Origin of the sequence: Pseudomonas tremae, from assembly GCF_023278125.1 — a bacterium.
Lineage (GTDB): Bacteria > Pseudomonadota > Gammaproteobacteria > Pseudomonadales > Pseudomonadaceae > Aquipseudomonas > Aquipseudomonas tremae.
Genome location: NZ_CP066270.1, coordinates 3412018 through 3438446 on the forward strand (window position 1 = coordinate 3412018; position 26429 = coordinate 3438446).

Genomic DNA, 26429 nt, shown 5'->3' on the forward strand with positions numbered 1-26429 from the left:
GCAATGGCCTTTCATCTGTATCAGTCTCGATACATTCATGACATCCGTCAGACATCGGCTACCGTCAACCTACCGCCGAGCCTCACGGCGAAGTAGCATGAGGGGCGGCGTTGATCTTCAACGGCAGCCACACGATGGCGACACAAGCAGGCGACAGACGCACCATGCAAGCACTTCCCGACAACACCCTCGATGCCACATCGACCGATCAACGCTGGAGCGTGCGGGCGCTGATTGTCGATGACGACGTAGCCATTCGCGAACTGCTTTGCGATTACCTGACGCGCTTCAATATCAATGCCCGCGGCGTAACCGATGGTGCGCAGATGCGCCAGGCCCTGAGCGATGAAACCTTCGATGTGGTGGTGCTGGACCTGATGTTACCCGGCGAAGACGGCCTGTCCCTGTGCCGCTGGTTGCGCAGCACCTCGGACATCCCGATCCTGATGCTGACCGCACGTTGCGAACCGACTGATCGGATTATTGGACTGGAGCTGGGTGCCGACGATTATATGGCCAAGCCGTTCGAGCCACGCGAGCTGGTCGCGCGTATTCAGACCATCCTGCGCCGGGTGCGCGACGAACGCAGCGATCAGCGCACTACCATTCGCTTTGACGCCTGGCGCCTGAACAGTGTTCTGCGACAGCTGACAGCAGCCGACGGGCTGGTCGTGCCGCTGTCCAACGCCGAATTTCGCCTGTTGCGCGTGTTTCTCGAACGACCGCACCGGGTGCTGAGCCGCGAGCAATTGCTCGATGCAGCCCGAGGCCGTTCGATAGAGGCATTCGACCGCAGTATCGATTTGCTTGTATCGCGCCTGCGCCAGAAACTCGGCGACGACCCGAAGAATCCGCAGTTGATCAAGACCGTACGCGGTGAAGGCTATCTGTTCGATGCCAGGGAGCTGGGTTGATTCGCCGCTTCGACACACTGTTTGCACGGCTGTTTGGCGGCGCACTGCTGGCCATTCTGCTCGCGCACCTGCTGGCCTTCATCTGGTTCACGCAATACGGCATGCGTCCTGCGCCCAACGAACACCCCGACGCGCAACACGCACAGGATGATCGAGGGCAGCGTCACCGGCCGCCACCAGGTGGTCCGCTGGTGCTGCTGTTCTCTCAGTTCGTCACCCTTATTGTTGCTGCCTGGTACGGCGCCAAGGCGCTGGCCCGCCCGGTCCAGCGCCTGAGCGAGGCCGCCGAGCGCCTGAGTGAAGATCTCGACAGTTCGCCTCTGGAGATCAGCGGCCCCAGAGAAGCCCGCCAGGCCGCGCAGACGTTCAACTTGATGCAGCGCAACATCCGCGAACAGATGCAGCAGCGCGGACGCATGCTGGCGGCGGTTTCCCATGACCTGCGCACCCCGCTGTCGCGACTAAAACTGCGCGTCGAGCAGATCGAGGAGCCCAGGCTCCACGGGCAGATGACCCAAGACCTGAACGACATGATCAACATGCTCGACGCCACGCTCGCCTACCTCAATGAACATCGGCGCACCGAAGGCTTGCAGCAGTTTGACCTGCAGGCGTTGATTGAGTCCCAGGCCGAAAATGCTCAGGACAACGGCGACGACGTGCAGTACTCGGGGCAGTGCAAACCGCTCAGGACGCAACCGATGGCACTGCGTTCGTGCCTGCAGAATCTGGTCGACAATGCGCTGCGCTACGCCGGCAGCGCGAACATCGTGATTGAAGACAGCGCAGATCGCGTGCGTGTGTCGGTGGTTGATCATGGACCGGGCATTGCGCCCGAGTTTCACGAGACTGTGTTTGAACCGTTCTATCGCCTGGAAAGTTCGCGCAATCGTAATTCAGGCGGTATCGGCATGGGCATGAGCATCGCGCGTGAGGCTGCGCGACGCATCGGTGGGCAATTATCATTGGCGCAGACCCCGGGCGGTGGCCTGACGGCGGTGCTGGACCTGCCGCGCCTTTGACCCACTGTGCCATACAAACCCTGCATCACCTCGACAACTGACGTATTCGCAAACAAGCAAAGCGTCGCCCGGTTCGCTGCCACGCCCTGCAGGCAGAACCCTGAAAGCCCTGTCATCCGGGCACCTGGGCTCTGCAAGACTTTTATGAACGCCAAGGGGCTAGCGCGGGTTGCGTGCCCGCTCGCTGCCGACCCAGTCCGTCAACAGGCTATAGGCTACCGCCAGCAGCGTAGGACCGATAAACAAGCCGATGAAGCCGAATGCCAGCAAGCCGCCAAACACGCCCAGTAATACAATCACCAGTGGCAGGTTGCCGCCGCGGCTGATCAGGTACGGCTTGAGCACGTTGTCTACGCCGCTGATGATGAACATACCCCAGATGCCGAGAAAGACCGCCATGCCGTACTCGCCCTGCCAGACCAGCCAGGCGGTTGCAGGCAGCCAGACCAACGGCGGCCCCATAGGGATAAGGCTGAACAGGAAGGTCAGAATACCCAGCACCAGTGCGCCGGGAATGCCAGCGATCAGAAAGCCGATCAGCGCCAGCAGCGCCTGTGCCGCAGCTGTGCCAATCACACCGTTGACGACCCGCTGTACCGTGCCTGCCACCAGGTCCAGGTAATACTGCGCTCTGTCACCGATCAAGCGTTCCAGCAGGCTCAGCACGAACGCCGCCAGACGCGGACCGTCGCGATAGAAGAAAAAGGCGAAAATGATACTCAGCGTCAGTTCCAGAATGCCGCCACCAATCTGCGCGCTGCGCGCCAGCAACCAGTTGCCGACCTCACCCAGGTACGGCTTGACCGTGGTCATGAACGCTGCGCCCTGCTGATCGATAGTGGTCCAGATGCCGACCAGCCGCTCGCCTACCAGCGGAATCCCGGCCAGCCATTGCGGTGGATCGGGCAACCCGTCGACCTGAATGTTCTTGATCAACCCCGTGGCGTCACGCACATGGTCGGCGAGATTGAAGCCCAGCCATACCAGTGGCGCCGCGACCAGCAGCATCCAGCACAGGCTCATCACCAGCGCAGCCAGCGACTCACGCCCTTTGAACCAGCGCGTCAGCAAACGCATCAGCGGCCAGCTGGCAAACGCCAGCACTGCACCCCAGACCAGCGCCGACCAGAACGGCGCCATTACCCAGAGGCAAGCACCGAATAGCGCCAGCAGCAGAATCTGCACCAGCAAGCGATCATTGTTGAACATGCGGCATCCATCAGCAGGGATCATAGGTAGCGAGCATAAAGGCGAACAGGGCTGGCGTCAGCCGTTGTTCGCCTACGTCGCAAATCAACAGTTAGCGGATGACTTCGATTTTCAGCCCTTTGCCATCGAGAGCCCCGGTCTCCAGCCGGGCAGCGCGAACGCCTTTGCCGATCAGCGCGTCACGCCAGGCACTTGCGCTGGCCCCGGATACAATCAGGCGCAATGAACTGTCAAGGTTGAGACCGCGAGAAATCAGGGTGATCCAGACGTCCTGTGGCTCTCCTGCAAGCCGGGGCAGTTCCAGCTTGCCGGTGCTTTTCAATTGACGCAGCAGCGTCGCCGAGGTCGGCAGCAACTCGCCCAGCGGTGCAGCGGCTTCAAACTGCTCGACGTGCAGATAGGCCCGACGATTGCCACGGGTAATGCTGTAGAGCGCCACCAGGGTGTCACTGCGGGGCTCTGCCATGCGCAACAGCAGGTAGGCCTGCCGGTCATCCGCGCCGTACAGTTTGGCGTTGCCAAACACTTCGTTGGCCCACAGGCTGCTTTCTCCGCAGTCGCGTGCCTGGCACCAGAACAGCAGTTCAGCGCCCTGCTGCTGCAAAGCCTCGCGCGCGGCGGTAAAGGCATCATCGGAAGTATGTTCGGCAGGCAACTGATAGGTAACCGAGGTCAGGTTGCCCCGCGCGCTTACCTGACCGTCGAAACGCAACTGGCCACTGATCTTGCGGATCGAGCCCATCGGGTAGACACGCTCCAGCTCGGCGGCGGGACGATAGTCGACGATCTCGGCATCGGCCATACGCGGCACAACGTCCAGATCACGGCTGCCCTCCATATCGGCGGCAGTGACTGCACTGCTGAACAGGCCGCTGAAAATGACTGCGCACAATGCGACAGCTGGAACACGGGTTAAAAGCATGAGTGTTCTCATCGGCTGGCAGGCGTAAAGAAAGAATGAGGGTAATCGCCTGCAAGGCGATCATGGCGGGCGGCTTGATCCATCACGGTTGACTCCTGTTTCAACCCGCCCAGCGTCGGCAGTTGCCGGCCTCAAGTCAAGAAGCAGCGAAAAAGCGATTGATACAGTGTGCAACAGAGCGCGCACCGTCCTCGTCGTCCAGGTGCAAATGATGCCCTCCACTCAGCCGTGCAACGTCGAAAGGCAGACCAGACAGCAGCTCATGTTTTTTCGCCAGCATGCCGTCCGACGCAATCACCAATTGTGTCGGACAGCGAATGCCATGAACGAACGCCATTGCCTGTTGCTCTGTAAAACGTATCGCGGAGGGCAAGGTCAGGCGGCTGTCGCTGCGCCACGTGTAACCGCCCGGCACTGGCATCAAACCACGCAGAGCAAGCAACTCTGCCGCCTCGCGACTGACCGCCAGCGCGCCTTTCATGCGCGCCTGAACGGCTCGTTCCTGACCCTGATAGACCGGTTTTTTCTTGTTCGACAGCGCCAGTTGCGCCTGCAGGGCTGCGCCCATGCGCTCGGCGGCGGACTGGGGTTCACCGGTCAGCGGCACAAGCCCGTCAATCAGTGCAAGACGCGTAACCCGCTCGGGCAACGAGCTTGCGAGCAACACCGAAATAATCGCCCCCAGCGAATGCCCCAGCAGGGCAAAGCGTTGCCAGCCCATGTGCTCGGCGACCTGCAACACGTCAAACACGTAGTCGGCCAGAGCGTAGGCAGCACCTGCCGGGCGATGGTCGGAGTAGCCATGCCCGGCCAGGTCCAGCGCCACGATCCGCAACCCTTCAAGGCGCGGGGCCAGCCGGGCAAAACTGTTAGCGTTGTCGAGCCAGCCATGCAGCGCGATGACAGGCTGGCCGTCTTCAGGACCTGACAAATAAGCAGCCAGTTCGATATGGCCCAGGCTCAAGCGCACTTCCTCGACAGCCAGCCTCATGCGCCAGCCCGCTGCACATGTCGTGCGTCCCAGCGGGCGAACAGCGACTTGAGTAATTGCGCCGTCTCATCGGGGCGCTCCAATGGAAACATGTGCCCTCCGGGCATCGTCAAGTATTCCCCTTCGCGCATGCGGCGGGCCAGGTAGCCATGATGCGGCATGATCACCCGGCTGTGCTTGCCGCGCACCATCGCCAGCGGCACCTTGAGCTGACGCGAAGGCAACGGGCTGGTATGCGGAATGCTGCGATAAATGCTGATCTCTGTCGCCGGATCGAAGCGCAGCCGAAGTTGTTCGCCGTCATGTTGTAAGCCGTGCTGCAGGTAAGCAGCGAGGCAGTCGGGGTCGAAGCGGCGAAACAGGCTCTTGCTGGAAAAATAGGTACGGGCGGCATCCATGTCGACAAACGCTTCGCGACGCCCCAATGTGCGACCTGCAGGGGTTATACGGTCAATGAAACCCAGGCGCTTGGCCGCACGAATGAACAACTGATCGGCCAGCCCCAGCACTGGCGAGTCCAGCATCACCACCCCCCGATAGAGTTCCGGGCAACGTAACGCGGCATGCAGATGCAGCACACCGCCCAGAGAGTGCCCGACACCCCATACCGGGCCCGACTGCTCGCGCAAATGATGAATCAGTTCATCGACCAGACTCAGCCAGTTGTCGTCCACTGGAAAACGCGGGTCATGCGCGTGTTGTTCAAGCCGCGCCACCTTGTATTCCGGGGCAAGTGCCGAAAAAAGCTTGCTGTAGGTCGCCGAAGGAAAGCCATTGGCGTGAGCGAAGAACACCGGTTGCGACATGCCGATACTTCCATGGGCGGGCGAGTCAAGATTGTGCGCAGCCTCTTTGCAGAACGGCAATGACCGGAACCGCCATCGCAGGTGACACTCCGGCCATCCTCGGTGCCCGAATGATGACAGGAAGAGCGCGGTCAGCGTGCAGGTGGCTCCTGGCCATGAGGCACCACTGCAACTGTCAAGCGTGAAATGCAGCTCAGCTTGCCTTCGTCAGTGCTGATGCGAATATCCCAGACATGAGTAGTACGACCGATGTGTAAAGGGCGTACGACCCCGGTCACGCGTCCGGTGCGCACCCCACGCAAATGGTTGGCGTTGACCTCGAGCCCGACGCAGAAATGCGTCTTCGGGTCGACCATCAGGTAACTGGCCATCGAGCCAAGCGATTCAGCCAGCACGACCGAGGCACCGCCATGCAGCAGACCGAACGGCTGGTGAGTTCGTTGATCAACCACCATGCTCGCCGTCATGGAGTCTTCGGTGAACGACTCGAAACGAATGTCGAGCACTTCGCCGATGGTGTTTTTCTGGGCCGCCATAAGGGTTTCGATGTCGGGAGCCTGACGCCACATGCTCATTTCAAATCCTTTTATAAAAGGTTGCACTTGCTTCACAAGCGCGAGGTCGATGTTCGGACAGCCCGTTCAGACGTGCCGAACGCTGTTGAGTGTCATGGTGCCGGCCGCCACGAACTCGCCTTCCAGCTCGGCCAGGCTGGCAGTACTCATGGGCTCGGCCTGCTGCGCGCTACCATGCGCCAGCACGCCGATCAGCTCACCCACCAGAGGCTGATGGCTGACCAGCAGCACTTCGCCAACGCCGAGTGTCTCGAGCTGTGCCAGTACCTGACGCGGGCTGCCGTCAGGCGTCAGCCAGGGCACTGTCACGACCGGCGCGTCGAAACCCAGAGACTGACGCACCAGCTCGGCGGTTTGCTGAGCGCGAACATAAGGGCTGGCAAGAATCCGCTGCACTGGCTTACCCGTCAGGTGCATGGCGCTTTTCTGCACTTCCTCACGACCATGGGCCGTCAACTCACGCTCTGCGTCACTGCGCGCACGCGACCGTGCTTCGCCATGGCGCAATACCCAGACCTTCATGACTTGGGCTCCTCATCACGCACCGGGTGCGTTGCTGGCGCAACGTGATGTGCGGCCTCGCCATCCGGATCCCGAGGCGCAGGCCAGTCAGCGAACGGCCAAGGCTTCTGGTCACTGTGAAAGCTCCCGAAACGACCGATCTGCGCCAGATACTGGCTGAGGCTGTCACCGAAATTCATCAGGCTGCCGCTCGGCGCGCCATAGATCAGGCGATACCCCAACTGCACCAGTACCACGACCGCCAGAACGATCTGAGCCACGTGCCATACGCCCAGGAACAGCAGCATCCATAGAACGCGTAGCAGAATCGACTCGTTATGCTGGATCTTCGACTCGTTCAAAACCTTCTCCCTGAGCAAACTGAATTCAATTGAAACCGGTGATCGAAATGAAATCGACGTCTGTCTTGGGTTCGGCGCGCATCAGTGCCTCAATGACCTGGCTGAGCGTGCGACCTTCAAAAAGAATCGCATGCAGTCCGGCGACCAGCGGCATGTAGACCTGCACCTCCTGAGCCTTGACCTTGAGCACCTTGAGCGTGTTTACACCCTCGGCCACTTCGCCAAGGCGAGTCACCGCCTCCTCCAGAGACAGGCCCTGCCCCAAGGCAAACCCGACCTGATAATTACGGCTTTTGGGCGAAGAACAGGTCACGATCAGATCGCCCACCCCCGCCAGCCCCAGAAAGGTCATCGGATTGGCGCCCTGACTGACGGCAAAACGGGTCATTTCCGCCAGCGCACGGGTAATCAACATGCTTTTGGTGTTTTCGCCCATCTCCAGCGCAACGGCCATGCCGGCAATGATCGCGTAGACGTTCTTCAAGGCACCGCCCAGCTCGACGCCAAAACGGTCATTGCTGGCATAGACGCGAAATGTCCTGCCGTGCAAGGCAGCCTGAACCTGCTCACACAGCGCCTCGTCTTCGCTGGCCACCACGGTGGCAGTCAATGCATGTTCGGCGATCTCGCGGGCCAGATTCGGACCGGACAAGACCCCGATGCGAGCCTGTGGGACGATCTCTTCCAGAATCTGGCTCATGAGCTTGAAACTCTGCGCCTCGATGCCTTTGGTCAGGCTCACCAGCATCTTGCCGCTCAGGCACTCGACGTGAGGCGACAGTACCGAGCGCAGGGCACTTGATGGCAGTGCGACGAAAATGAGTTCGCTGCCTTCGAGTACCGCGGTGAGGTCAGTCACCGGCTCGACTTCAGGGCGAACCTTGATGCCTTTAAGGTAACGAGGGTTCTCGCGATTGACGCGAATGGCCTCCGCCTGCTCCGGATCGCGCATCCACTGGCGAACCTGATGACCGTTCTCGGCCAGCAGATTTGCAATGGCAGTACCGAAACTGCCACCACCAAGAACCGCAACTGGTTGCTGTGTGGTCATAGAACTATCCATCCAGTGCCATCAAGTGGCGATCTCTGCATTATACGGAGCGGCGGAGCATCGGCCAGCAGCAAACGCTGACAACGCATGCATCACTGACACCTTGTCCGGGATAACGTGCCACAGAGAAGTACACGCACACTGGCAACCGACGTCATCTCGGTTAACATGCACGCACACCATTTGCACATTCTGCAATCAACAGGGACACCGAGCGCACAGGCATGGACGCATACACCGGATTCAAGCTGCACCGTCTTGCCTGCAGGGCGTCCAGCCGATGACGTTTCGGCATTGGGACATCAATACCCGCACGCAGATCATAAGCCTCGGGCCTGCCCTGCTGCTGACGGCTCTACTCATAGGCTTTTTCACCTTCGTGCGTATTCAGGACCTGCGTGAGGAGCTCAACCACACCGGTCAATTGATCGCCAATCAACTGGCTCCAGCGGTAGAGCCAGGCGTTACAGCTGGCGATATCGAGGGCCTGAAGCCCCTGATGCGTGCGACCCTGTCCATGCCCGGCGTGCGTTATGTGGAAATCCAGGACAGTTCCAACACGGTCATGGTGTACATAGACCAGCCACGCGAACAGGAGCCGCAGGCCAGGCAGATGGAAATCTTCCAGGCCCCTGTCCGTGCGTCGCACGCCTTGCAGCATGGCAAACCCGCCACTGTGTCTCAGGACTACCTGGGCAGGGTTCTTGTAGGCATGTCCAGCGAGGCGTTCAGCCAGCGCCAGCAGGAAATACTGCTCAAAGCCGCAATCCTCGCGTTGTGCGCACTGGCGTTTACCTTCCTGCTGGCCCGGCGGCTGGCCTTGAGCTTGTCGAGCCCGATCAGTCGGATGGGCGAGGCACTCAAGGCCATTCAGCAAGGGGATTACCACACGCCCCTGCCCGTGAGCGACGACGCCGAACTCGGTGCGCTGGCGCGGCACATCAATAATCTGGCCGAAAACCTCCACCGCACCAGCCTCGAACAGCAACGTTCTGTGGCCCAGTTGATCCAGACGCGCGAGGAAGCCGAGCAGGCCAACCGCGCCAAGTCGGATTTTCTGGCGATGATGAGTCACGAGCTCCGCACGCCCATGAACGGCGTGCTGGGCATGCTGCAACTGCTGGAAACCACGCGCATGACCGATGAGCAGAGCGAATATGCGACATTGGCAACCGAGTCCACTGAACACCTGCTGCGAGTTATCAACGATATTCTCGACTTCTCGCGTATCGAGCGTGATGCCCTGCAGATGGAGGGCATTGCGTTTAATCTGGTCGAGCTGATCAACGCCTCGACGCATGCGTTCAATCACAGCGCCCTGCAACGCAAACTGTCACTGGAGCTGAAGATAAAGCCGGGGCTGGAGGCACTTGCGGTCATCGGCGACCCGACCCGGATTCGTCAGATCCTGGTGAACCTGATAGGCAATGCACTGAAATTCACCGAATACGGCAAGGTCTGCGTCGAGGCCGACTGGGCGATGCTCGACGAAGATCATCTGAGGTTTACCTGCAAGGTACACGACAGCGGCATCGGCATAGATGCAGAGCGTCTGGAGTCCATGTTCGACGCTTTCAAACAGGCCGACAGCTCGATCTCCCGGCGTTACGGCGGGACCGGGCTGGGGCTGCCGATTGCACGCACCCTGGCCGAACGAATGGGTGGAACCTTGCATGCCCAGAGCGAAGAAGGTGCGGGGTCGGTCTTCACGCTGCAAATTCCCCTGCTAGTCTCGCGCAATGCCCCGGTCGATATCATCGAACCGCTGTCAGTACTTGATGCGCAGGGCAAGGCGCGCCGCATATTGCTGGTCGAAGACAACCCGGTGAACCGAACCGTGGTTCAGGCCATGCTGCATAATCTGGGTTGCGAGGTCGAAGTCGCGGTCGATGGCGTCGAGGCGGTGGCGAAAGCCGGGGTGGGAAAATATGCACTGATCCTGATGGATTGCCGACTGCCGGTCATGGATGGATATGAAGCGACACGCAGAATCAGGCAACTTTCCGGGCTGGAGCGAATCCCAATCATCGCGCTGACTGCCAATGCGTTGCAGGGTGATCGGGATGCCTGCCTGCAGGCCGGCATGGACGATTACCTGCCAAAGCCTTTCAAACATGCTGATTTACAGCAGGTTTTACAGCGCTGGTTGTCTTTTCAAGCATCTGCGACTGGCGATAAATGTTAAATTGCGGCAGTCTTGACACCCATATCGGCCCGTAAAATCGGCTGGCCGATAAAATTCAGTGTACAGGTGTACCTTGATTTCACCTGAGCTGTGACTTTCATTACAACGCAACAGTCTATGAGTAGGCTGCCGGACAGGGTCCTGGCGAATGAGTGCGCCAGAACCGACGTTCGAGCCAGTGGCGCCACAACCTGCCGCACAAGATTATTGAGGAGCTCGCATGACCAAACAACACGCCTTTACCCGGGAAGACCTGCTGCGCTGCAGTCGCGGCGAGCTGTTCGGCCCAGGTAATGCGCAATTGCCCGCCCCCAACATGCTCATGGTTGATCGCATCACCCATATCAGCGAAGAAGGCGGCAAGTTCGGCAAAGGTGAATTGGTCGCAGAGCTGGATATCAATCCTGACCTGTGGTTCTTCGCCTGCCACTTCGAAGGTGATCCGGTCATGCCCGGCTGCCTCGGACTCGATGCCATGTGGCAGCTGGTTGGCTTCTATCTTGGCTGGCAGGGCAATCCCGGCCGCGGCCGTGCTCTGGGTTCGGGCGAAGTCAAATTTTTTGGTCAGGTGCTGCCTACCGCCAAAAAAGTCACTTACAACATTCATATCAAGCGCGTCCTGAAAGGCAAACTGAACCTGGCCATTGCCGACGGTTCAGTAAGTGTCGACGGTCGTGAAATCTATACCGCCGAAGGCCTTCGGGTCGGCGTGTTTACTTCCACTGAAAATTTCTAAGGGTACTCGCATGCGCCGCGTCGTTATCACTGGTCTGGGTATTGTTTCCTGCTTGGGCAATGACAAAGAGACCGTCACCGCTAACCTGCGTGCTAACCGCCCTGGCATCCGCTTCAACCCGGAATATGCCGAAATGGGTCTGCGCAGCCAGGTTTCCGGCTCCATCGACCTGAATCTGGAAGAGCTGATCGATCGCAAGATCTATCGCTTCGTCGGCCATGCGGCTGCCTACGCCTACCTGGCGATGAAAGACGCGATTGTCGACTCTGGCTTGAGTGATGATCAGGTGTCCAACGTTCGCACCGGCCTGATTGCCGGCAGCGGCGGCGCCTCGACGCTGAACCAGATGGAAGCGCTGGACACCCTGCGTGAGAAAGGCGTCAAGCGCGTGGGCCCATATCGCGTAACGCGGACCATGGGTAGCACCGTTTCGGCCTGCCTGGCCACGCCATTCAAGATCAAGGGCGTCAACTATTCCATCTCGTCCGCCTGCGCCACCAGCGCTCACTGCATCGGCAACGCTGTCGAGCAGATCCAGCTGGGCAAGCAGGACATCGTCTTTGCTGGCGGTGGTGAAGAAGAGCACTGGAGCCAGTCGTTCCTGTTCGACGCGATGGGCGCGCTGTCCACCCAGTACAACGAAACACCGGAAAAAGCCTCCCGCGCCTACGACGCCAAGCGTGACGGTTTCGTGATTGCCGGCGGTGGCGGCATGGTCGTCGTCGAAGAGCTCGAGCATGCACTGGCTCGTGGCGCAAAAATCTACGCAGAAATCGTGGGTTACGGCGCTACATCCGACGGCTACGACATGGTTGCGCCGAGCGGTGAAGGTGCAATTCGCTGCATGCAGATGGCGCTGGCCGACGTCGACAAGAACGACATCGACTACCTCAACACCCACGGCACTTCGACGCCAGTCGGTGACGCCAAGGAAATGGAAGGTGTGCGCGAAGTTTTCGGCGCCAACGCTCCTGCCATCAGCTCCACTAAAAGTCTGTCAGGCCACTCATTGGGCGCCGCCGGCGTTCACGAAGCGATCTACTGCCTGCTGATGATGGAGAACAACTTCATCGCCGGCTCCGCAAACATCGACGAGCTGGACCCTGCAATTGCCGACATGCCTATCCTGCTCAAAACCCGTGAAGATGCAAAAATCGACCTGGTCATGAGCAACAGCTTCGGTTTTGGCGGCACCAACGCCACGCTGGTATTGAAGCGCTGGCAGGGCAAGTAACACGGCCCTCGCAACACAAAAAAAGGCGCCTTTCAAAGGCGCCTTTTTTTATGCCTGAAGGGTTGGGAGATTGGGCCTCGGCCCGAAGGGCGTGGGAGCGAACGTGTTCGCGATCTGCCGGGAGCCGGCAGCAAAACCGGTAGATACGGCAAATCAGGCACAAGTCTTCAACCAGCTCTGGGGCCGCGCCCTTCAGGTAGAGGCCACGTTTCCGAGGGCCTCAAGACATAGGTATAACGCCGAGCGAAAGCACCTTAACCGAACACTTCACCCAGCAGGTCATGCATCGATTTGAAGGCGCGTCCAGCCACTTTGGCGTCGTACATCATCATGCCCGGCACGTTGGCGTGCGGGTCGGTGAATGAGTGGAAGGCACCGCCGTAGCTATGCAATTGCCAGTCAACACCGGCAGCGTTCATTTCATCTTCAAAAGCAGGCAACTGCTCTTTCGGCACCAGTGGGTCGGAAGCACCATGCAGGACCAGCACCGAACCCTTGATATTGTTGGCGTCAGCAGGGTTGGGCGTGTCCAGCGTGCCATGAAACGAAATGGCAGCTTTCAGATCGGCACCGGTGCGCGCCAGTTCCAGTGAACAGCAGCCACCGAAGCAGAAACCGAAGGTCGCAATCTGCTTGGTATCCAGCGACACATCAGCCTGACTCAGCAGCTGATCAAGACCTGCCTGCATGCGCTTGCGCAACAAGGCGCGGTCGTTCTTGAGAGGCGTCATGGCAGCGCCCGCCTCGTCATTGTTACCAGGGCGCACCTGCTGACCATAAAGGTCAGCCAGCAGAACCACATAGCCTTTCGCGGCGACCGCCCTGGCAATCTCCTCGGCACCCTGACTGACGCCCATCCAGTTGGGCGCCATCAGCAGGCCCGGTTGTGGCGCAACAGCGTCAACGTCATACACCAGACGACTTTCATAAGGCTGGCCATCAATCTGATAGACCACAGAACGTACATTGATATTGCTGCTCATTGCTGACTCCTGATCACTGGAAACACAAAAGACGTGTTAAGGGACTGAAACAAAAAACCCGCCGAAGCGGGTTTCTTGTCAATCGGCTATCAAACCGACAGTTCTACCAACAGCTTGTTCAAACGGCGTACATAAGCGGCCGGATCTTTCAGGCTGTCGCCAGCAGCCAGAGCCGCCTGATCGAACAGGATGTGCGACAGATCGCCAAAACGCTCTTCACTCTGCTCGGCATCAAGCTTGTCGATCAGCGGGTGAGCCGGGTTGAACTCGAAGATCGGCTTGGAATCCGGAACCTTCTGCCCACTGGCTTCCAGAATCTGACGCATCTGCAGACCCATATCCTGCTCGCCGATGGCCAGAATTGCCGGGGAATCAGTCAGGCGGTGGGAGACACGAACTTCACTCACCGACTCACCAAGCGCAGCCTTCAGACGCTCGATCAGGCCTTCCTTGTCCTTGGCGCTCTCTTCCTGGGCTTTCTTGTCCTCTTCGGAATCGAGGTTGCCCAGATCAAGGTCGCCACGCGCAACATCAACGAAGCTCTTGCCATCGAACTCGTTCAGGTAGCTCATCAGCCACTCGTCGATACGATCGGTCAGCAGAAGGACTTCAATGCCCTTCTTGCGGAACACTTCGAGGTGCGGGCTGTTCTTGACCTGCGCGTAGGATTCACCAGTGAGGTAGTAGATCTTGTCCTGACCTTCCTTGGCGCGCGCCAGGTATTCGGCCAGACCTACGCTCTGCTCGCCACCGTCGACAGACGTCGAGGCGAAACGCAGCAGACCGGCGATCTTCTCTTTGTTGGCGAAGTCTTCCGCCGGGCCTTCCTTGAGGACCTGACCGAAATTCTTCCAGAAACCCTTGTACTGCTCGGGCTCGTTCTTCGCCAGCTTCTCCAGCATATCCAGCACGCGCTTGGTCAGCGCAGACTTCATCGAATCGATGATCGGGTCTTTTTGCAGGATTTCGCGGGAAACGTTCAGCGACAGGTCGTTGGAGTCGACCACACCCTTGACGAAGCGCATGTACAGGGGCAGGAACGACTCGGCCTGATCCATGACGAATACGCGCTGTACATAAAGCTTAAGGCCACGCGGCGCTTCACGCTGATACAGATCAAACGGGGCACGTGCCGGCACGTACAGCAGCGAGGTGTATTCCAGCTTGCCTTCGACCTTGTTGTGGCTCCAGCTCAGCGGGTTCTCGAAATCATGGGCAACGTGCTTGTAGAATTCCTGATACTCCTCGTCCTTAACCTCGGCGCGAGGGCGGGTCCAGAGTGCGCTGGCGCGGTTGACGGTCTCCCACTCCAGCGCTGGTGTCTCTTCGCCTTCGGCTGCCGGAGCCTGCTCTTTGGGCAGCTCGATTGGCAGAGCAATGTGGTCGGAGTATTTCTTGATGATATTGCGCAAACGGTAACCGTCTGCGAACTCATCTTCGCCGTTTTTCAGGTGCAGCACGATACGCGTACCACGTTCGGCCTTCTCGACGTTGGCAACTTCAAACTCGCCCTCGCCTTTGGAGGACCAGTGAACGCCTTCGCTGGATGGTGTACCGGCGCGACGGCTGAACACTTCTACCTGATCGGCAACGATGAATGCCGAGTAGAAACCCACACCGAACTGACCGATCAGGTGCGAATCCTTCTTCTGGTCGCCCGACAGGTTTTTCATGAAATCGGCGGTACCGGACTTCGCGATGGTGCCCAGATGGGTAATCACATCTTCACGGCTCATACCGATGCCGTTGTCTTCAAGGGTAACGGTCTTCGCGTCCTTGTCGAAACTCACGCGAATCTTGAGCTCGGCACCGCCTTCCAGCAGCTCGGGCTTCGACAACGCTTCAAAACGCAATTTGTCGACCGCGTCAGACGCGTTCGAGATCAATTCGCGAAGGAAAATTTCCTTGTTGGAATACAGCGAATGGATCATGAGGTGCAGCAGTTGCTTTACCTCGGTCTGGAAGCCCAGGGTTTCCTTTTGAGTTTCCACACTCATAATCATCAAACTCCGATCTGGATGGTATAAGCCGTCACAATCAGGCGTAAGCCCCGTGACAGCGGGTAGTCTTCAAGGTGGGGGCTGGCGTGGGGATTTCAAGAGCAGGAAATGTCAGAGCTCTGTTCAATGCGCCCGAATGCGACGCAAAACGAGTGGCTGAGTGGCGCCTCGCAACCTTCCCGATCCTGTCCACCTCACGGCGCTGTAACGCCCGCGGAACAACCGCTTCGGATATTCTGCTCGCGTCTGGAACTTAAAGGGTTGGTGCACGCTCTTAGCCACGTGAATAATCAATAAGGAGAAACACCCCATGCGTAAATCTTTAGCCTATGCCCTGATGCTTTCTGCCACCCTGGGCCTTGCTGCCTGTGACAAAAAGTCCGAAAACACCCAGCAAGATGCCAACAAGGCAGCTCAGCAGTCCCAGGAGTCGATGGAAAAGGCTCAGGACAAAGTGAATGACGCCGCCAAGGAAAGCCAGGAAGCTGCTCAGAAAAACGCAGAAGCCGCACAGCAGCGCGCCGCAGAAAACGCCAACAAGGCGCCGGAAGCAGCACCAGCCACCAAGTAAGGCTGGCATGCTCGCAAAACAAGAAAGGCCCGCTTTGAGCGGGCCTTTTCATTGAGCACGATTTAGCCGGTAATCCTTTACCGCAACGCCTGAGCGTTCAGGCTAGCGCCTCGCTGCGCTTGCCCATGACCCGGTCGACAACCACAGCACCCGCCAGGGTGATGACCGAAGGCACCAGCCACGCCAGCCCCTGATCACTCAGCGGCATGCTGGTCAGCGCGCTCGGCAGGTATTCACCGAATCCTGCGCCCTTCAGCGCGTCGATGAGGCCGAAAACGAAAGAAACCAGCATGACAGGCGCAACCACCCTGCCCTGACTCTGCCAGAGCCCTTTGCAGAAGCTCAGCGCGACCAGCACGATGCACGGTGGATAAATAGCCGTCAGCACCGGAATCGAAAACTGGATCAGCCTGGTCAGCCCCAGATTGGAGACCAGCAGAGAGAACACCGCCAGAATGATCACCAGCGTTCGGTAGGACAACGGCAACACTTTGGCAAAGTATTCGGCGCAAGCGCAGGTCAGGCCCACTGCCGTGACCAGACAAGCCAGTGAAATCAGCACGGCAAGAAACCCACTGCCCAGCGAACCGAAGGTGTGCTGCACGTAAGCATGCAGGACCGCGGCGCCGTTGCTGGCGCCAGACGCAACCGCATGACTGCCGGAGCCCAGACGAAACAGGCTGACATACACCAGCGCCAGCCCGACCCCGGCAATCAGCCCCGCGATGATCGCGTAGCGGGTGATCAGACGCGGCGACTCGACACCGCGCGAGCGGATGGCATTGACGATGACGATCCCGAAAACCAGCGCACCCAAAGTGTCCATCGTCAAGTAGCCATTGATGAAGCCCTGAGAAAACGGTGCAGCGGCATAAGCCGGCTCAGCCTCCCCGGTTACACCCGCAGGCAAGGCAAATGCCGCGATGCCCAGCACCGCCAGCGCAATGATCTTGAGCGGGGCCAGAAAGCGTCCGACCGTGTCCAGCAACCGGCCCGGATACAGAGAAACCCAGAACACCACCAGAAAATACACCAGGCTGTAGAGGAACAGCGCCAATGGGCTGTCGCCCGTCAACGGCGCAAGACCGACTTCAAACGACACGGTCGCCGTGCGTGGGGTCGCAAACAAAGGACCGACCGCCAGATAGCAGACCGCCGCGAGCGCACCACCTGCAATCTTGCCGATCGGGCTGCTCAACGCATCCATCGCGCCGCCGACCTTGGCCAGAGCGATCACCGTGATGACCGGCAAGCCGACCGCCGTGACCAGAAAACCCAACGCTGCTATCCATACGTGCGGCCCGGCCTGCAGGCCCACGATGGGCGGAAAGATAATGTTGCCTGCCCCGACAAACAGGGCAAATGTCATGAAACCGAGTGCCAGGATGTCCTGACCTTTCAAAACTTTCATTACGAGGGACCACACGAAGTCGAAATAAGGGATGGGACGTCACCCATGGATGGGGCAGACGCAGCCCGTCGGCGTAAGACGTGGCAGTACCTTGCGAAACGCCCCTCGTGAGGGCCCCGCAAAAACGTCGCACAGGGTAGCCAACTTCGACCGAAAATGCACTGTCTCAGGGCGCATCGCCCGACGACGCACCCTTAAACGGCAGTCGAACAAACTGCTGGTTATTCGGAAATGTCCGACAGACCAAGCGTTGATAGGTCGGTAGATTGACTGGCATCTCTGCTGTCGATGAATCATCTCCATGCCCGAAGCGAAAACCCGGCCTGCGGTTCTCACCCCTGCCCTGTATACGCCACGCCTTGCACTGCTGCCGTTGCAGATCGAAGACGCACCTGCCATGCAGATCCTGTTCAATCACTGGGAGGTCGTGCGCTATCTGACTCATCACGTGCCCTGGCCCTACCCTGAGGGCGAAGCTCTGCGCTATCTGCGCGAGGACGCCCTGCCTGCGATGCAGGAGGGGGAAGAATGGCACTGGTCGATTCGACTGCGCAGTAATCAGCAGCAGCTGATCGGCAGCGCATGCATGATGGACGAAGAGGATAACAACCGGGGCTTCTGGCTTTCGCCGGCCTATCAGGGGCTAGGCCTTATGTCTGAAGTCTGCGTTGCGATTGACCGCTTCTGGTTTGAAACATTGAGCCGCCCGGTTCTGCGCGTGGCCAAATCAGCCTTGAATGAGGCTTCATGTCGCCTGTCGCAGCGCGAGGGCATGCGCCTTGTAACCGTTCAGGAATCGCAATTTGTCTGCGGCATGACGAAAGAGCAAATATGGGAACTGACGCAGGACGAATGGCTGGAAAAAAACAGCGGGTAGCCAGGCTGGCCTGAACACCCCCGATGAGGCTTATCACACGCCCAAACAAAAGCCACCCGAAGGTGGCTTTTGTCGATTGCTCGAATCAGTAAGCGAAGCTTACTTGGTCGGCCAACCAGTCAGCTCGGCCAGGGCCTTGCCGATGTCTGCCAGGGAGCGCACGGTTTTCACACCAGCGTCCTGCAGTGCAGCGAATTTCTCGTCTGCAGTACCTTTGCCACCGGAGATGATTGCACCGGCATGGCCCATGCGCTTGCCCGGAGGAGCAGTCACACCAGCGATGTAGGAAACAACCGGCTTGGTCACGTGAGCCTTGATGTAGGCAGCCGCTTCTTCTTCAGCCGAACCGCCGATCTCGCCGATCATGACGATCGCTTCGGTCTGCGGGTCTTCCTGGAACAGCTTCAGGATGTCGATGAAGTTCGAACCCGGGATCGGGTCACCACCGATACCGACGCAGGTGGACTGACCGAAACCGGCGTCAGTGGTCTGCTTCACAGCTTCGTAAGTCAGGGTGCCGGAACGCGACACGATGCCTACTTTGCCTGGCAAGTGGATGTGACCTGGCATTATGCCAATCTTGCACTCGCCTGGAGTGATGACGCCTGGGCAGTTTGGACCGATCAGGACCACACCCAGTTCGTCACACTTGACCTTGGCTTCGAGCATGTCGATGGTCGGGATGCCTTCGGTGATGCAGACGATCAGCTTGATGCCGCCGAACGCTGCTTCAAGGATGGAATCCTTGCAGAAAGGAGCTGGAACGTAGATAACGCTGGCAGTTGCGCCAGTGGTGTCTACCGCTTCTTTCACAGTGTTGAACACTGGCAGGTTCAGGTGCGTGGTGCCGCCTTTGCCTGGAGTCACGCCGCCGACCATTTTGGTGCCGTAGGCAATGGCTTGTTCGGAGTGGAAAGTACCTTGCGAACCAGTGAAGCCCTGGCAGATAACCTTGGTGTCTTTATTGATCAGGACGCTCATTACTTGCCCTCCGCGGCTTTGACAACTTGTTGAGCAGCGTCGGTCAGGCTGGTAGCAGCGATGATGTTCAAACCGCTTTCTGCCAGTACTTTAGCGCCCAGTTCAGCGTTGTTGCCTTCAAGGCGAACAACAACCGGGATTTTCACGCCGACTTCTTTCACTGCACCGATGATGCCTTCGGCAATCATGTCGCAACGAACGATGCCGCCGAAGATGTTGACCAGTACTGCGGCGACATTGGTGTCGGACAGGATGATCTTGAACGCTTCGGTAACGCGTTCCTTGGTGGCGCCGCCGCCAACGTCAAGGAAGTTCGCAGGCTTGCCGCCATGCAGGTTGACGATGTCCATGGTACCCATGGCCAGGCCAGCACCGTTGACCATGCAACCGATGTTGCCTTCCAACGCTACGTAGTTCAGTTCGAACTTGGCAGCGTGAGCTTCGCGAGGATCGTCCTGCGAAGGATCGTGGAAGCCCTTCAGCTTTGGCTGACGGTACATGGCGTTGGCATCGATGTTGATCTTGGCGTCAAGGCAGTGCAGATCGCCGTCAGCCTTGATCACCAGCGGGTTCACTTCCAGCAGAGCCAGATCGTGGTCCTGGAACAGCTTGGCCAGACCGGTGAAGATCTTGGCGAACTGAGTGACCTGCTTGCCTTCCAGGCCAAGCTGGAAAGCCAGATCGCGGCCCTGGAATGGCTGTGCGCCAACCAGTGGATCGATAGTAGCCTTGAGAATCTTTTCAGGAGTGTCGTGAGCGATCTTCTCGATGTCCACGCCACCTTCGGTGGAGGCCATGAACACGATACGACGGCTGGAACGGTCGACTACTGCGCCCAGATACAGCTCTTTGGCGATATCGGTGCAGGACTCGACCAGGATCTTGGTCACTGGCTGACCATTGGCGTCAGTCTGGTAAGTCACCAGACGCTTGCCCAGCCACTGTTGAGCGAAGGCTGCTGCATCTTCCTTGCTGCGAACCAGCTTTACGCCGCCCGCTTTACCACGACCACCCGCGTGAACCTGGGCTTTGACAACCCATTCGGTCCCGCCGATCTTGTCGCAGGCTTCCGCTGCTGCTTCCGGGGTGTCTACCGCGTAACCTTTGGATACTGGCAGGCCGTACTCAGCGAACAGCTGCTTACCCTGATACTCGTGAAGATTCATGCTTATTACCGTCTTCGTTTAGGTACTGCGCATTCGGTGCTGCACGTCAGCGTGCCGCACCACCTGTGACCGCTACTCCGGGTGGACTCCACAAGTGCCACTGGACACTCGATGAGCCGCCTGAGAGGTCGAGTCCGGCGCAGATTCCGCGGTAAGCCCTGCTGGCAAGGCTCACGACGGGCACTGCGTCGTGGTTTCTCTTGTTGTCTTAGCGTTTCTTGCGATTCTGAATATGGATGGCACCGCCATTCACAGCCAGTGCAGCTTCGTGCAGCGCTTCGGACAACGTCGGGTGCGAGAAGACCATCATGCCGATATCTTCTGCACTGGTGCCGAACTCCATAGCGATTGCGCCTTGCTGTACCAGCTCTGCAGCACTCGGGCCAATAACGTGAACACCCAATACGCGATCGGTCTTGGCGTCGGCAATGATCTTGACGAAGCCACCGGTGTCGTTGGCAGCCATGGCACGGCCACTGGCTGCGAACGGGAACGTACCGACATTGACTTCAACGCCTTCGGCCTTGAGAGTCTGTTCGGTCTTGCCGACCCAGGCGATTTCCGGGTGGGTGTAGATAACCGATGGGACCAGGTTGTAGTTCATCTGAGCCTTGTGGCCCTTGATGCGCTCGACAACCATGATGCCTTCTTCCGAAGCCTTGTGGGCCAGCATCAGGCCACGTACCACGTCACCGATGGCGTAAACGCCGGGAACGCTGGTGGTGCAGTAGTCATCGACGTAGATGAAACCGCGTTCGTCCAGATCGACGCCGCTGTCCGAAGCCAGCAAGTCGGTGGTAACAGGGCGACGGCCTACCGCTACGATCAGACGATCAAAGGTGATCGACTGCTCGCCTGCGGCGTCGGTGTAGCTGACAACCACTTCTTCGCCATTGACCTTGGAGCCGGTCACGCGAGCGCCCAGCTTGATATCCAGACCCTGCTTGGTGAAGGTTTTCAGTGCTTCCTTGGAAACAGCTTCGTCGGCGGCAGGGATGAACTTGTCCAGTGCTTCCAAGACAGTGACCTGAGCGCCGAGGCGAGCCCAGACCGAACCCAGTTCCAGACCGATCACGCCCGCGCCGATAACGCCCAGACGCTGCGGAACCTGTTGAAACTCCAGTGCGCCGGTCGAATCGACGATGACTTTCTGGTCAACCGGAGCTGGCGGAATGTCGATAGGACGCGAGCCCGAAGCGAGGATCACGTGGTCCGCTTCGATGATTTCAACAGTGCCGTCGGCAGCTGTCAGTTCGACTTTCTTGCCGGCCAGCAATTTGCCATGACCTTGCAGGGTGGTCACACCGTTGGCTTTGAACAGGCTGGCAACGCCGCCGGTCAGGCCTTTTACGATGGTCGACTTGCGACCGATCATGGCCGGCACGTCGATGGCCACTTCGGATGTGGAAATGCCGTGTACCGCGAAGCCATTCTTGGCTTCGTAGAATTTCCAGGAGCTGTCGAGCAGCGCCTTGGATGGAATGCAACCAACGTTCAGGCAGGTACCACCGAGGGCCAGTTTGCCCTCCTTGTCCTGATATTTCTCGATGCAGGCAGTCTTGAGACCAAGTTGCGCTGCCTTGATGGCGGCAACATAGCCGCCAGGGCCTGCGCCAATCACTACCACGTCGAATTTCTGGGACATAACAAAGAGTTCCTCTTTAGCTGCAAGCTTTTAGCTGCAAGCTGCAAGTCAGTCCGCGTTTTAACGCGAGGCCGACTTGCGACCTATTGATTAGGTAAAACACATCGGCCCCGAGTGCACGTCCTTTTGCTTCTGGCTTGAAGCATAAAACCTGCGACTCGAGGCTGCCTCATCAGATATCCAGCAACAGACGAGCTGGATCTTCCAGCAGGTTCTTGATGGTAACGAGGAAAGTTACTGCTTCTTTACCATCGATCAAACGGTGATCGTAAGACAGCGCCAGATACATCATCGGGCGAATCACAACCTGACCATTGACTGCCATCGGGCGCTGAAGGATGTTGTGCATACCCAGAATGGCGGCCTGTGGCGGGTTGACAATCGGCGTCGACATCATCGAACCGAAAGTACCACCGTTGGTGATCGTGAAGGTACCGCCGGTCATCTCGTCGATGGAAAGCTTACCGTCACGGGCTTTTTTACCGAAGGTAGCGATGCCGCCTTCGATTTCAGCCAGGCTCATGTGCTCTGCGTTACGCAGAACCGGCACGACCAGACCGCGATCGCTGGAAACCGCTACGCCGACGTCGGCATAACCGTGGTAGACGATGTCGGAACCGTCGATCGAAGCGTTGACAGCCGGGAAGCGTTTCAGCGCTTCGGTAGCCGCCTTGACGAAGAAGGACATAAAGCCCAGACGTACGCCATTGTGCGACTTCTCGAACAGGTCCTTGTACTTCGAGCGCAGTGCCATGACTTCTGTCATGTCGACTTCGTTGAAGGTAGTCAGCATTGCCATGTTCGACTGGGCTTCGACCAGACGCTTGGCAACCGTTGCACGCACGCGAGTCATCGGCACGCGCTTCTCGGTGCGATCGCCAGCGGCGACGACAGGAGCAGCAGCTGCAGCAGGCTTGGCGGCTGGAGCAGCGGCTGGAGCGGATTTCTTCGCTTCAACGGCAGCAACGACGTCTTCCTTGGTGATACGACCGTCTTTACCGGTGCCTTTGACGCTGGCCAGGTTGATGCCGTTTTCTTCAGCCAGTTGACGCGCAGCAGGCGCAGCAATCGGGTCTTCTTCGCCAGCAGATGCAGCCGGTGCAGCGGCTGGTGCCGAAGCAGGCGCAGCAGCAGGTGCCGGAGCAGCAGATGCTGTAGCGCCGTCATTCAATGTCCCGAGCACTTCGTTGGACAGTACGATGGCACCCTCTTCCTTGGTGATCGCGCCCATCACGCCGTCAGCTTCGGCCAGCACTTCGAGGACAACCTTGTCAGTCTCGATATCGACCAGCATCTCGTCGCGCTTTACCGCATCACCCTCTTTTTTGTACCACTTGGAAATGGTGCCGTCGGCAACTGATTCCGGGAAAGAGGGGGCTTTGATCTCGATAGCCATTATCTGTAATTCCTTAATTCGGTTTCTAATGCTCGAAGGCGTTAAACAGTGAAGGCATCGCGCAGGAGTTTTTCCTGCTGCTCGGCGTGCATCGAAGCGTAGCCACAGGCTGGCGCAGCGGAGGCATCACGACCGGCGTACTCGAGAACGAGCTCGCGTTTGTGATTGCCCATGCTGCGACGCAGATGATGCTGGCTGCTGTACCAGGCGCCCTGGTTCATCGGTTCTTCCTGACACCAGACCACGTGCTGCAGATTGGTGTAAGGCGCGATGGTTTCCATCAGGTCATCTTCAGGGAACGGATACAGCTGCTCGAGGCGAACGATAGCGATGTCTTCACGACCTTCGGCACGGCGTTTTTCCAGCAGGTCGTAGTAGACCTTGCCGCTGCACAGCACCAGACGTGTGACCTTCGCAGGATCGAGGGTATCGATTTCCGGAATGACGGTCTGGAACGAGCCTTCGGCCAGATCCTCGAGGGTCGAGACAGCAAGCTTGTGACGCAGCAGCGATTTCGGTGTCAGCACGATCAGCGGCTTGCGCAGCGGACGGATGACCTGACGACGCAGCAGGTGGTAGATCTGCGCCGGAGTCGTCGGTACGCATACCTGAATGTTGTGCTCGGCACACAATTGCAGGTAACGCTCGAGACGTGCCGAAGAGTGCTCTGGCCCCTGCCCTTCATAGCCATGAGGCAAGAGCATGGTCAGGCCGCACAGACGGCCCCACTTGTGCTCGCCGCTGGTAATGAACTGATCGACAACCACCTGGGCACCGTTGGCGAAGTCGCCGAACTGGGCTTCCCAGATAACCAGCGCATCAGGCTGGGTGGTCGAATAACCGTATTCGAATGCCAGCACAGCCTCTTCCGAAAGGAACGAGTCGTACAGGTCGAAGCGCGGCTGGCCGACATACAGATTCTGCAGCGGAATGTACGTCCCGGCGTCTTTCTGGTTGTGCAGCACAGCGTGACGGTGCGAGAACGTACCGCGACCGATATCCTGACCCGTCATGCGGATCGGGTGACCTTCAAACGCCAGCGTGGCGTATGCCATGGTCTCCGCGTAGCCCCAGTTGATCGGCAAGCCACCGGCCTGCATCTTCTGGCGATCTTCGTAGATCTTCTGTACCTGACGCTGCACGACGAAGCCTTCCGGAAGCTCCATCAGCTTGGCCGACAGTTCCTGCAAAGTCTTCAGATCGAAGCGGGTGTCGTGACGCGCAGTCCAGGCGTGGCCCAGATACGGACGCCAGTCGACGAACAATTCCTTGTTCGGCTCCTTGACCAGGCTTTTCACCACGTGCAGGCCGTTGTCCAGAGCGCTGCGGTAGTCATCGACCTTGGCTTGGACACGGGCCTCGTCGAGAACGCCGGTCTTGATCAGATGCTCGGCATACAGCTCACGGGTGGTGCGCTGCTTGGTGATCTGCTGATACATCAGAGGCTGGGTGCCGCTAGGCTCGTCAGCTTCGTTGTGACCGCGACGGCGGTAGCAGACCAGATCGATGACGATGTCCCGCTTGAACTGCATGCGGTAGTCGATCGCCAACTGGGTGACGAACATCACGGCTTCCGGATCATCACCATTTACATGGAGGATCGGCGCCTGAATCATCTTGGCAACGTCGGTGGCGTACTCGGTGGAACGCGAGTCCAGCGGGTTGCTGATGGTGAAACCCACCTGGTTGTTGATAACGATGTGGATCGTGCCGCCCGTCTTGAAGCCGCGAGTCTGCGACATCTGGAAGGTTTCCATGACCACGCCCTGACCGGCAAAAGCCGCGTCGCCGTGGAGGGAAATCGGCAGCACCTTGTCGCCATTCGGATCGTTACGACGATCCTGACGCGCACGCACTGACCCTTCGACCACCGGAGAAACGATCTCCAGGTGAGACGGGTTGAATGCCATCGCAAGGTGAACTTCACCGCCTGCGGTCATGACATTGGAAGAAAAGCCTTGGTGATATTTGACGTCACCGGAACCCAGCTCCACTTTCTTTTTGCCTTCGAACTCGTCGAACAGGTCGCGCGGGTTCTTGCCGAAGGTGTTGACCAGCACGTTGAGACGACCACGGTGGGCCATGCCGATGACAACTTCCTTGGTACCGTAGGACCCGGAACGCTGGATAAGCTCGTCGAGCATCGGAATCAGGCTTTCACCGCCTTCCAGACCGAAGCGCTTGGTGCCTGGGTATTTGGTGCCCAGATACTTCTCGAGACCTTCCGCCGCGGTAACGCGCTCAAGCAGATGGCTCTGGATATCGGCCGAGAAAGCCGGACGGCCACGAACACTCTCGAGTCGCTGCATGAACCAGTTGCGCTGCTCGGAATCCACGATGTGCGTGAACTCGGAGCCGATGGTGCGACAATATGTCTGCTGCAACGCTTCGTGAATTTCGCGTAGGCTCGCTTCCTCTTTGCCAATGAACAAGTCACCGGCACGGAAAGTCGTGTCCAGATCGGCATTGGTCAAGCCGTAATGATTGATCGACAGGTCAGCAGGCGCAGGACGCTGCCACAGGCCCAGCGGATCGAGCTGAGCAGCCTGATGGCCACGCATCCGATAAGCCTGGATCAGTCGCAGCACTTCAACCTGCTTCTTCTCGTGCTCGCTGCTCACACTACCGGCGGAGACCGGCTGAGCGCGGCGCTGGTTTTTGGCCAGCAACACGAAATGATCGCGAATAGTCGAATGCGATACATCGGTGGCAGAGCTGCCGTCTGCTGGCAACTTCTGAAAGTAGGTGCGCCATTCTTCTGGCACAGCGTTAGGGTCGTGCAGGTAGAGCTCATAGAGCTCTTCCACATAGGCAGCGTTACCACCGGATAGGTGGGCACTGTTCCACATGCGCTGCATCACGCTTTCTTGCATGCTTGGTCACCCTCGGTA

Annotated in this window: 23 protein-coding genes; 7 read left to right on the top strand and 16 right to left on the bottom strand. The window is 58.7% G+C overall.

Features of this window, described 5'->3' with window-relative positions:
- Positions 1-164 precede the first annotated feature (164 nt).
- Entirely contained in the window at positions 165-914 is a 750-nt protein-coding gene (locus I9H09_RS15545) for a response regulator (protein WP_122311838.1), read from the top strand.
- The gene (locus tag I9H09_RS15550; RefSeq protein WP_122323471.1) at positions 911-1936 is read left to right on the top strand and encodes a sensor histidine kinase; all 1026 of its coding nucleotides are present in this window, start codon (positions 911-913) and stop codon (positions 1934-1936) included. Before I9H09_RS15545 ends, I9H09_RS15550 begins: the two co-directional genes overlap by 4 nt.
- A gap of 159 nt (positions 1937-2095) precedes the next feature.
- On the opposite strand, the gene I9H09_RS15555 is transcribed toward I9H09_RS15550, so the two are convergent.
- The 8 genes from I9H09_RS15555 to I9H09_RS15590 all read right to left on the bottom strand — a co-directional run bounded on the left by I9H09_RS15555 (position 2096) and on the right by I9H09_RS15590 (position 8353).
- Positions 2096-3145, bottom strand: a complete 1050-nt coding sequence (locus I9H09_RS15555; protein ID WP_024669588.1) for an AI-2E family transporter — start codon at positions 3143-3145, stop codon at positions 2096-2098.
- Positions 3146-3236: 91 nt separating this feature from the next.
- Positions 3237-4067, bottom strand: coding sequence for a DUF4892 domain-containing protein (locus I9H09_RS15560; RefSeq protein WP_054989507.1), 831 nt, complete (start codon positions 4065-4067; stop codon positions 3237-3239).
- A 136-nt stretch (positions 4068-4203) separates the two neighbouring features.
- A complete protein-coding gene (locus I9H09_RS15565) occupies positions 4204-5058 on the bottom strand; it encodes an alpha/beta fold hydrolase (protein WP_122347793.1) in 855 nt (284 codons plus the stop codon).
- On the bottom strand, positions 5055-5864 hold the full coding sequence (locus I9H09_RS15570; protein ID WP_024691019.1) for an alpha/beta fold hydrolase: 810 nt from the start codon (positions 5862-5864) through the stop codon (positions 5055-5057). Before I9H09_RS15570 ends, I9H09_RS15565 begins: the two co-directional genes overlap by 4 nt.
- Positions 5865-5995: 131 nt before the next feature.
- Positions 5996-6439, bottom strand: a complete 444-nt coding sequence (locus I9H09_RS15575; protein ID WP_122311822.1) for a hotdog fold thioesterase — start codon at positions 6437-6439, stop codon at positions 5996-5998.
- A gap of 66 nt (positions 6440-6505) precedes the next feature.
- The gene (sixA, locus tag I9H09_RS15580; RefSeq protein WP_236502235.1) at positions 6506-6961 is read right to left on the bottom strand and encodes a phosphohistidine phosphatase SixA; all 456 of its coding nucleotides are present in this window, start codon (positions 6959-6961) and stop codon (positions 6506-6508) included.
- Positions 6958-7302, bottom strand: coding sequence for a DUF4389 domain-containing protein (locus I9H09_RS15585; protein WP_024669585.1), 345 nt, complete (start codon positions 7300-7302; stop codon positions 6958-6960). The genes sixA and I9H09_RS15585 overlap by 4 nt, the downstream gene beginning before the upstream one ends.
- A gap of 25 nt (positions 7303-7327) precedes the next feature.
- Positions 7328-8353, bottom strand: a complete 1026-nt coding sequence (locus I9H09_RS15590; protein ID WP_024669584.1) for an NAD(P)H-dependent glycerol-3-phosphate dehydrogenase — start codon at positions 8351-8353, stop codon at positions 7328-7330.
- Between the two features lie 280 nt (positions 8354-8633).
- Here I9H09_RS15590 and I9H09_RS15595 point away from each other — a divergent pair, with 280 nt between their 5' ends.
- The 3 genes from I9H09_RS15595 (at position 8634) to fabB (ending at position 12508) form a co-directional block, all read left to right on the top strand.
- Entirely contained in the window at positions 8634-10538 is a 1905-nt protein-coding gene (locus I9H09_RS15595; protein WP_122347794.1) for an ATP-binding protein, read from the top strand.
- Positions 10539-10758: 220 nt separating this feature from the next.
- Entirely contained in the window at positions 10759-11274 is a 516-nt protein-coding gene (fabA, locus tag I9H09_RS15600) for a 3-hydroxyacyl-[acyl-carrier-protein] dehydratase FabA (protein WP_005897017.1), read from the top strand.
- Positions 11275-11284: 10 nt separating this feature from the next.
- Positions 11285-12508 (top strand): beta-ketoacyl-ACP synthase I, encoded by a 1224-nt coding sequence (fabB, locus tag I9H09_RS15605; protein ID WP_005897014.1) that lies wholly within the window; start codon positions 11285-11287, stop codon positions 12506-12508.
- A 254-nt stretch (positions 12509-12762) separates the two neighbouring features.
- Here the strand turns inward: fabB and I9H09_RS15610 are convergent, their stop codons facing one another.
- Positions 12763-13491 carry a dienelactone hydrolase family protein gene (locus I9H09_RS15610; protein WP_054998420.1) on the bottom strand — a complete coding sequence of 243 codons (729 nt, stop codon included), beginning with the start codon at positions 13489-13491 and terminating at the stop codon, positions 12763-12765.
- Positions 13492-13580: 89 nt separating this feature from the next.
- The gene (htpG, locus tag I9H09_RS15615; RefSeq protein ID WP_005897009.1) at positions 13581-15488 is read right to left on the bottom strand and encodes a molecular chaperone HtpG; all 1908 of its coding nucleotides are present in this window, start codon (positions 15486-15488) and stop codon (positions 13581-13583) included.
- 313 nt (positions 15489-15801) lie between these two features.
- Between htpG and I9H09_RS15620 the strand changes: the two genes are divergently transcribed.
- Positions 15802-16062, top strand: coding sequence for a lipoprotein (locus I9H09_RS15620; protein WP_005738079.1), 261 nt, complete (start codon positions 15802-15804; stop codon positions 16060-16062).
- A 97-nt stretch (positions 16063-16159) separates the two neighbouring features.
- Here I9H09_RS15620 and brnQ read toward each other — a convergent pair whose 3' ends face one another.
- On the bottom strand, positions 16160-17473 hold the full coding sequence (brnQ, locus tag I9H09_RS15625) for a branched-chain amino acid transport system II carrier protein (RefSeq protein WP_122311826.1): 1314 nt from the start codon (positions 17471-17473) through the stop codon (positions 16160-16162).
- 301 nt (positions 17474-17774) lie between these two features.
- Between brnQ and I9H09_RS15630 the strand changes: the two genes are divergently transcribed.
- On the top strand, positions 17775-18350 hold the full coding sequence (locus I9H09_RS15630) for a GNAT family N-acetyltransferase (protein ID WP_024669579.1): 576 nt from the start codon (positions 17775-17777) through the stop codon (positions 18348-18350).
- 99 nt (positions 18351-18449) lie between these two features.
- Here the strand turns inward: I9H09_RS15630 and sucD are convergent, their stop codons facing one another.
- The 5 genes from sucD to I9H09_RS15655 all read right to left on the bottom strand — a co-directional run bounded on the left by sucD (position 18450) and on the right by I9H09_RS15655 (position 26411).
- Positions 18450-19331 (bottom strand): succinate--CoA ligase subunit alpha, encoded by an 882-nt coding sequence (gene sucD, locus I9H09_RS15635; protein ID WP_024669578.1) that lies wholly within the window; start codon positions 19329-19331, stop codon positions 18450-18452.
- A complete protein-coding gene (gene sucC, locus I9H09_RS15640) occupies positions 19331-20497 on the bottom strand; it encodes an ADP-forming succinate--CoA ligase subunit beta (protein ID WP_002552981.1) in 1167 nt (388 codons plus the stop codon). Before sucC ends, sucD begins: the two co-directional genes overlap by 1 nt.
- A 208-nt stretch (positions 20498-20705) precedes the next feature.
- Positions 20706-22142, bottom strand: a complete 1437-nt coding sequence (gene lpdA / locus I9H09_RS15645) for a dihydrolipoyl dehydrogenase (RefSeq protein ID WP_024669577.1) — start codon at positions 22140-22142, stop codon at positions 20706-20708.
- 172 nt (positions 22143-22314) lie between these two features.
- On the bottom strand, positions 22315-23538 hold the full coding sequence (odhB, locus tag I9H09_RS15650) for a 2-oxoglutarate dehydrogenase complex dihydrolipoyllysine-residue succinyltransferase (protein WP_055002389.1): 1224 nt from the start codon (positions 23536-23538) through the stop codon (positions 22315-22317).
- A 41-nt stretch (positions 23539-23579) separates the two neighbouring features.
- Positions 23580-26411: a 2-oxoglutarate dehydrogenase E1 component gene (locus tag I9H09_RS15655; RefSeq protein WP_005896976.1), complete on the bottom strand. Its 2832-nt coding sequence runs from the start codon at positions 26409-26411 to the stop codon at positions 23580-23582.
- Positions 26412-26429: the final 18 nt, after the last annotated feature.

Coding starts and splice junctions, on each gene's coding strand:
- I9H09_RS15560 (WP_054989507.1), bottom strand. CDS start 4,067: ATGCTTTTAACCCGTGTTCCAGCTGTCGCATTGTGCGCAGTCATTTTC.
- sucD (WP_024669578.1), bottom strand. CDS start 19,331: ATGAGCGTCCTGATCAATAAAGACACCAAGGTTATCTGCCAGGGCTTC.
- sucC (WP_002552981.1), bottom strand. CDS start 20,497: ATGAATCTTCACGAGTATCAGGGTAAGCAGCTGTTCGCTGAGTACGGC.
- I9H09_RS15595 (WP_122347794.1), top strand. CDS start 8,634: ATGACGTTTCGGCATTGGGACATCAATACCCGCACGCAGATCATAAGC.
- I9H09_RS15610 (WP_054998420.1), bottom strand. CDS start 13,491: ATGAGCAGCAATATCAATGTACGTTCTGTGGTCTATCAGATTGATGGC.
- I9H09_RS15570 (WP_024691019.1), bottom strand. CDS start 5,864: ATGTCGCAACCGGTGTTCTTCGCTCACGCCAATGGCTTTCCTTCGGCG.
- fabB (WP_005897014.1), top strand. CDS start 11,285: ATGCGCCGCGTCGTTATCACTGGTCTGGGTATTGTTTCCTGCTTGGGC.
- I9H09_RS15545 (WP_122311838.1), top strand. CDS start 165: ATGCAAGCACTTCCCGACAACACCCTCGATGCCACATCGACCGATCAA.
- I9H09_RS15590 (WP_024669584.1), bottom strand. CDS start 8,353: ATGACCACACAGCAACCAGTTGCGGTTCTTGGTGGTGGCAGTTTCGGT.
- lpdA (WP_024669577.1), bottom strand. CDS start 22,142: ATGTCCCAGAAATTCGACGTGGTAGTGATTGGCGCAGGCCCTGGCGGC.
- odhB (WP_055002389.1), bottom strand. CDS start 23,538: ATGGCTATCGAGATCAAAGCCCCCTCTTTCCCGGAATCAGTTGCCGAC.
- brnQ (WP_122311826.1), bottom strand. CDS start 17,473: ATGAAAGTTTTGAAAGGTCAGGACATCCTGGCACTCGGTTTCATGACA.
- I9H09_RS15630 (WP_024669579.1), top strand. CDS start 17,775: ATGCCCGAAGCGAAAACCCGGCCTGCGGTTCTCACCCCTGCCCTGTAT.
- fabA (WP_005897017.1), top strand. CDS start 10,759: ATGACCAAACAACACGCCTTTACCCGGGAAGACCTGCTGCGCTGCAGT.
- sixA (WP_236502235.1), bottom strand. CDS start 6,961: ATGAAGGTCTGGGTATTGCGCCATGGCGAAGCACGGTCGCGTGCGCGC.
- I9H09_RS15655 (WP_005896976.1), bottom strand. CDS start 26,411: ATGCAAGAAAGCGTGATGCAGCGCATGTGGAACAGTGCCCACCTATCC.
- htpG (WP_005897009.1), bottom strand. CDS start 15,488: ATGAGTGTGGAAACTCAAAAGGAAACCCTGGGCTTCCAGACCGAGGTA.
- I9H09_RS15620 (WP_005738079.1), top strand. CDS start 15,802: ATGCGTAAATCTTTAGCCTATGCCCTGATGCTTTCTGCCACCCTGGGC.
- I9H09_RS15555 (WP_024669588.1), bottom strand. CDS start 3,145: ATGTTCAACAATGATCGCTTGCTGGTGCAGATTCTGCTGCTGGCGCTA.
- I9H09_RS15575 (WP_122311822.1), bottom strand. CDS start 6,439: ATGAGCATGTGGCGTCAGGCTCCCGACATCGAAACCCTTATGGCGGCC.
- I9H09_RS15565 (WP_122347793.1), bottom strand. CDS start 5,058: ATGAGGCTGGCTGTCGAGGAAGTGCGCTTGAGCCTGGGCCATATCGAA.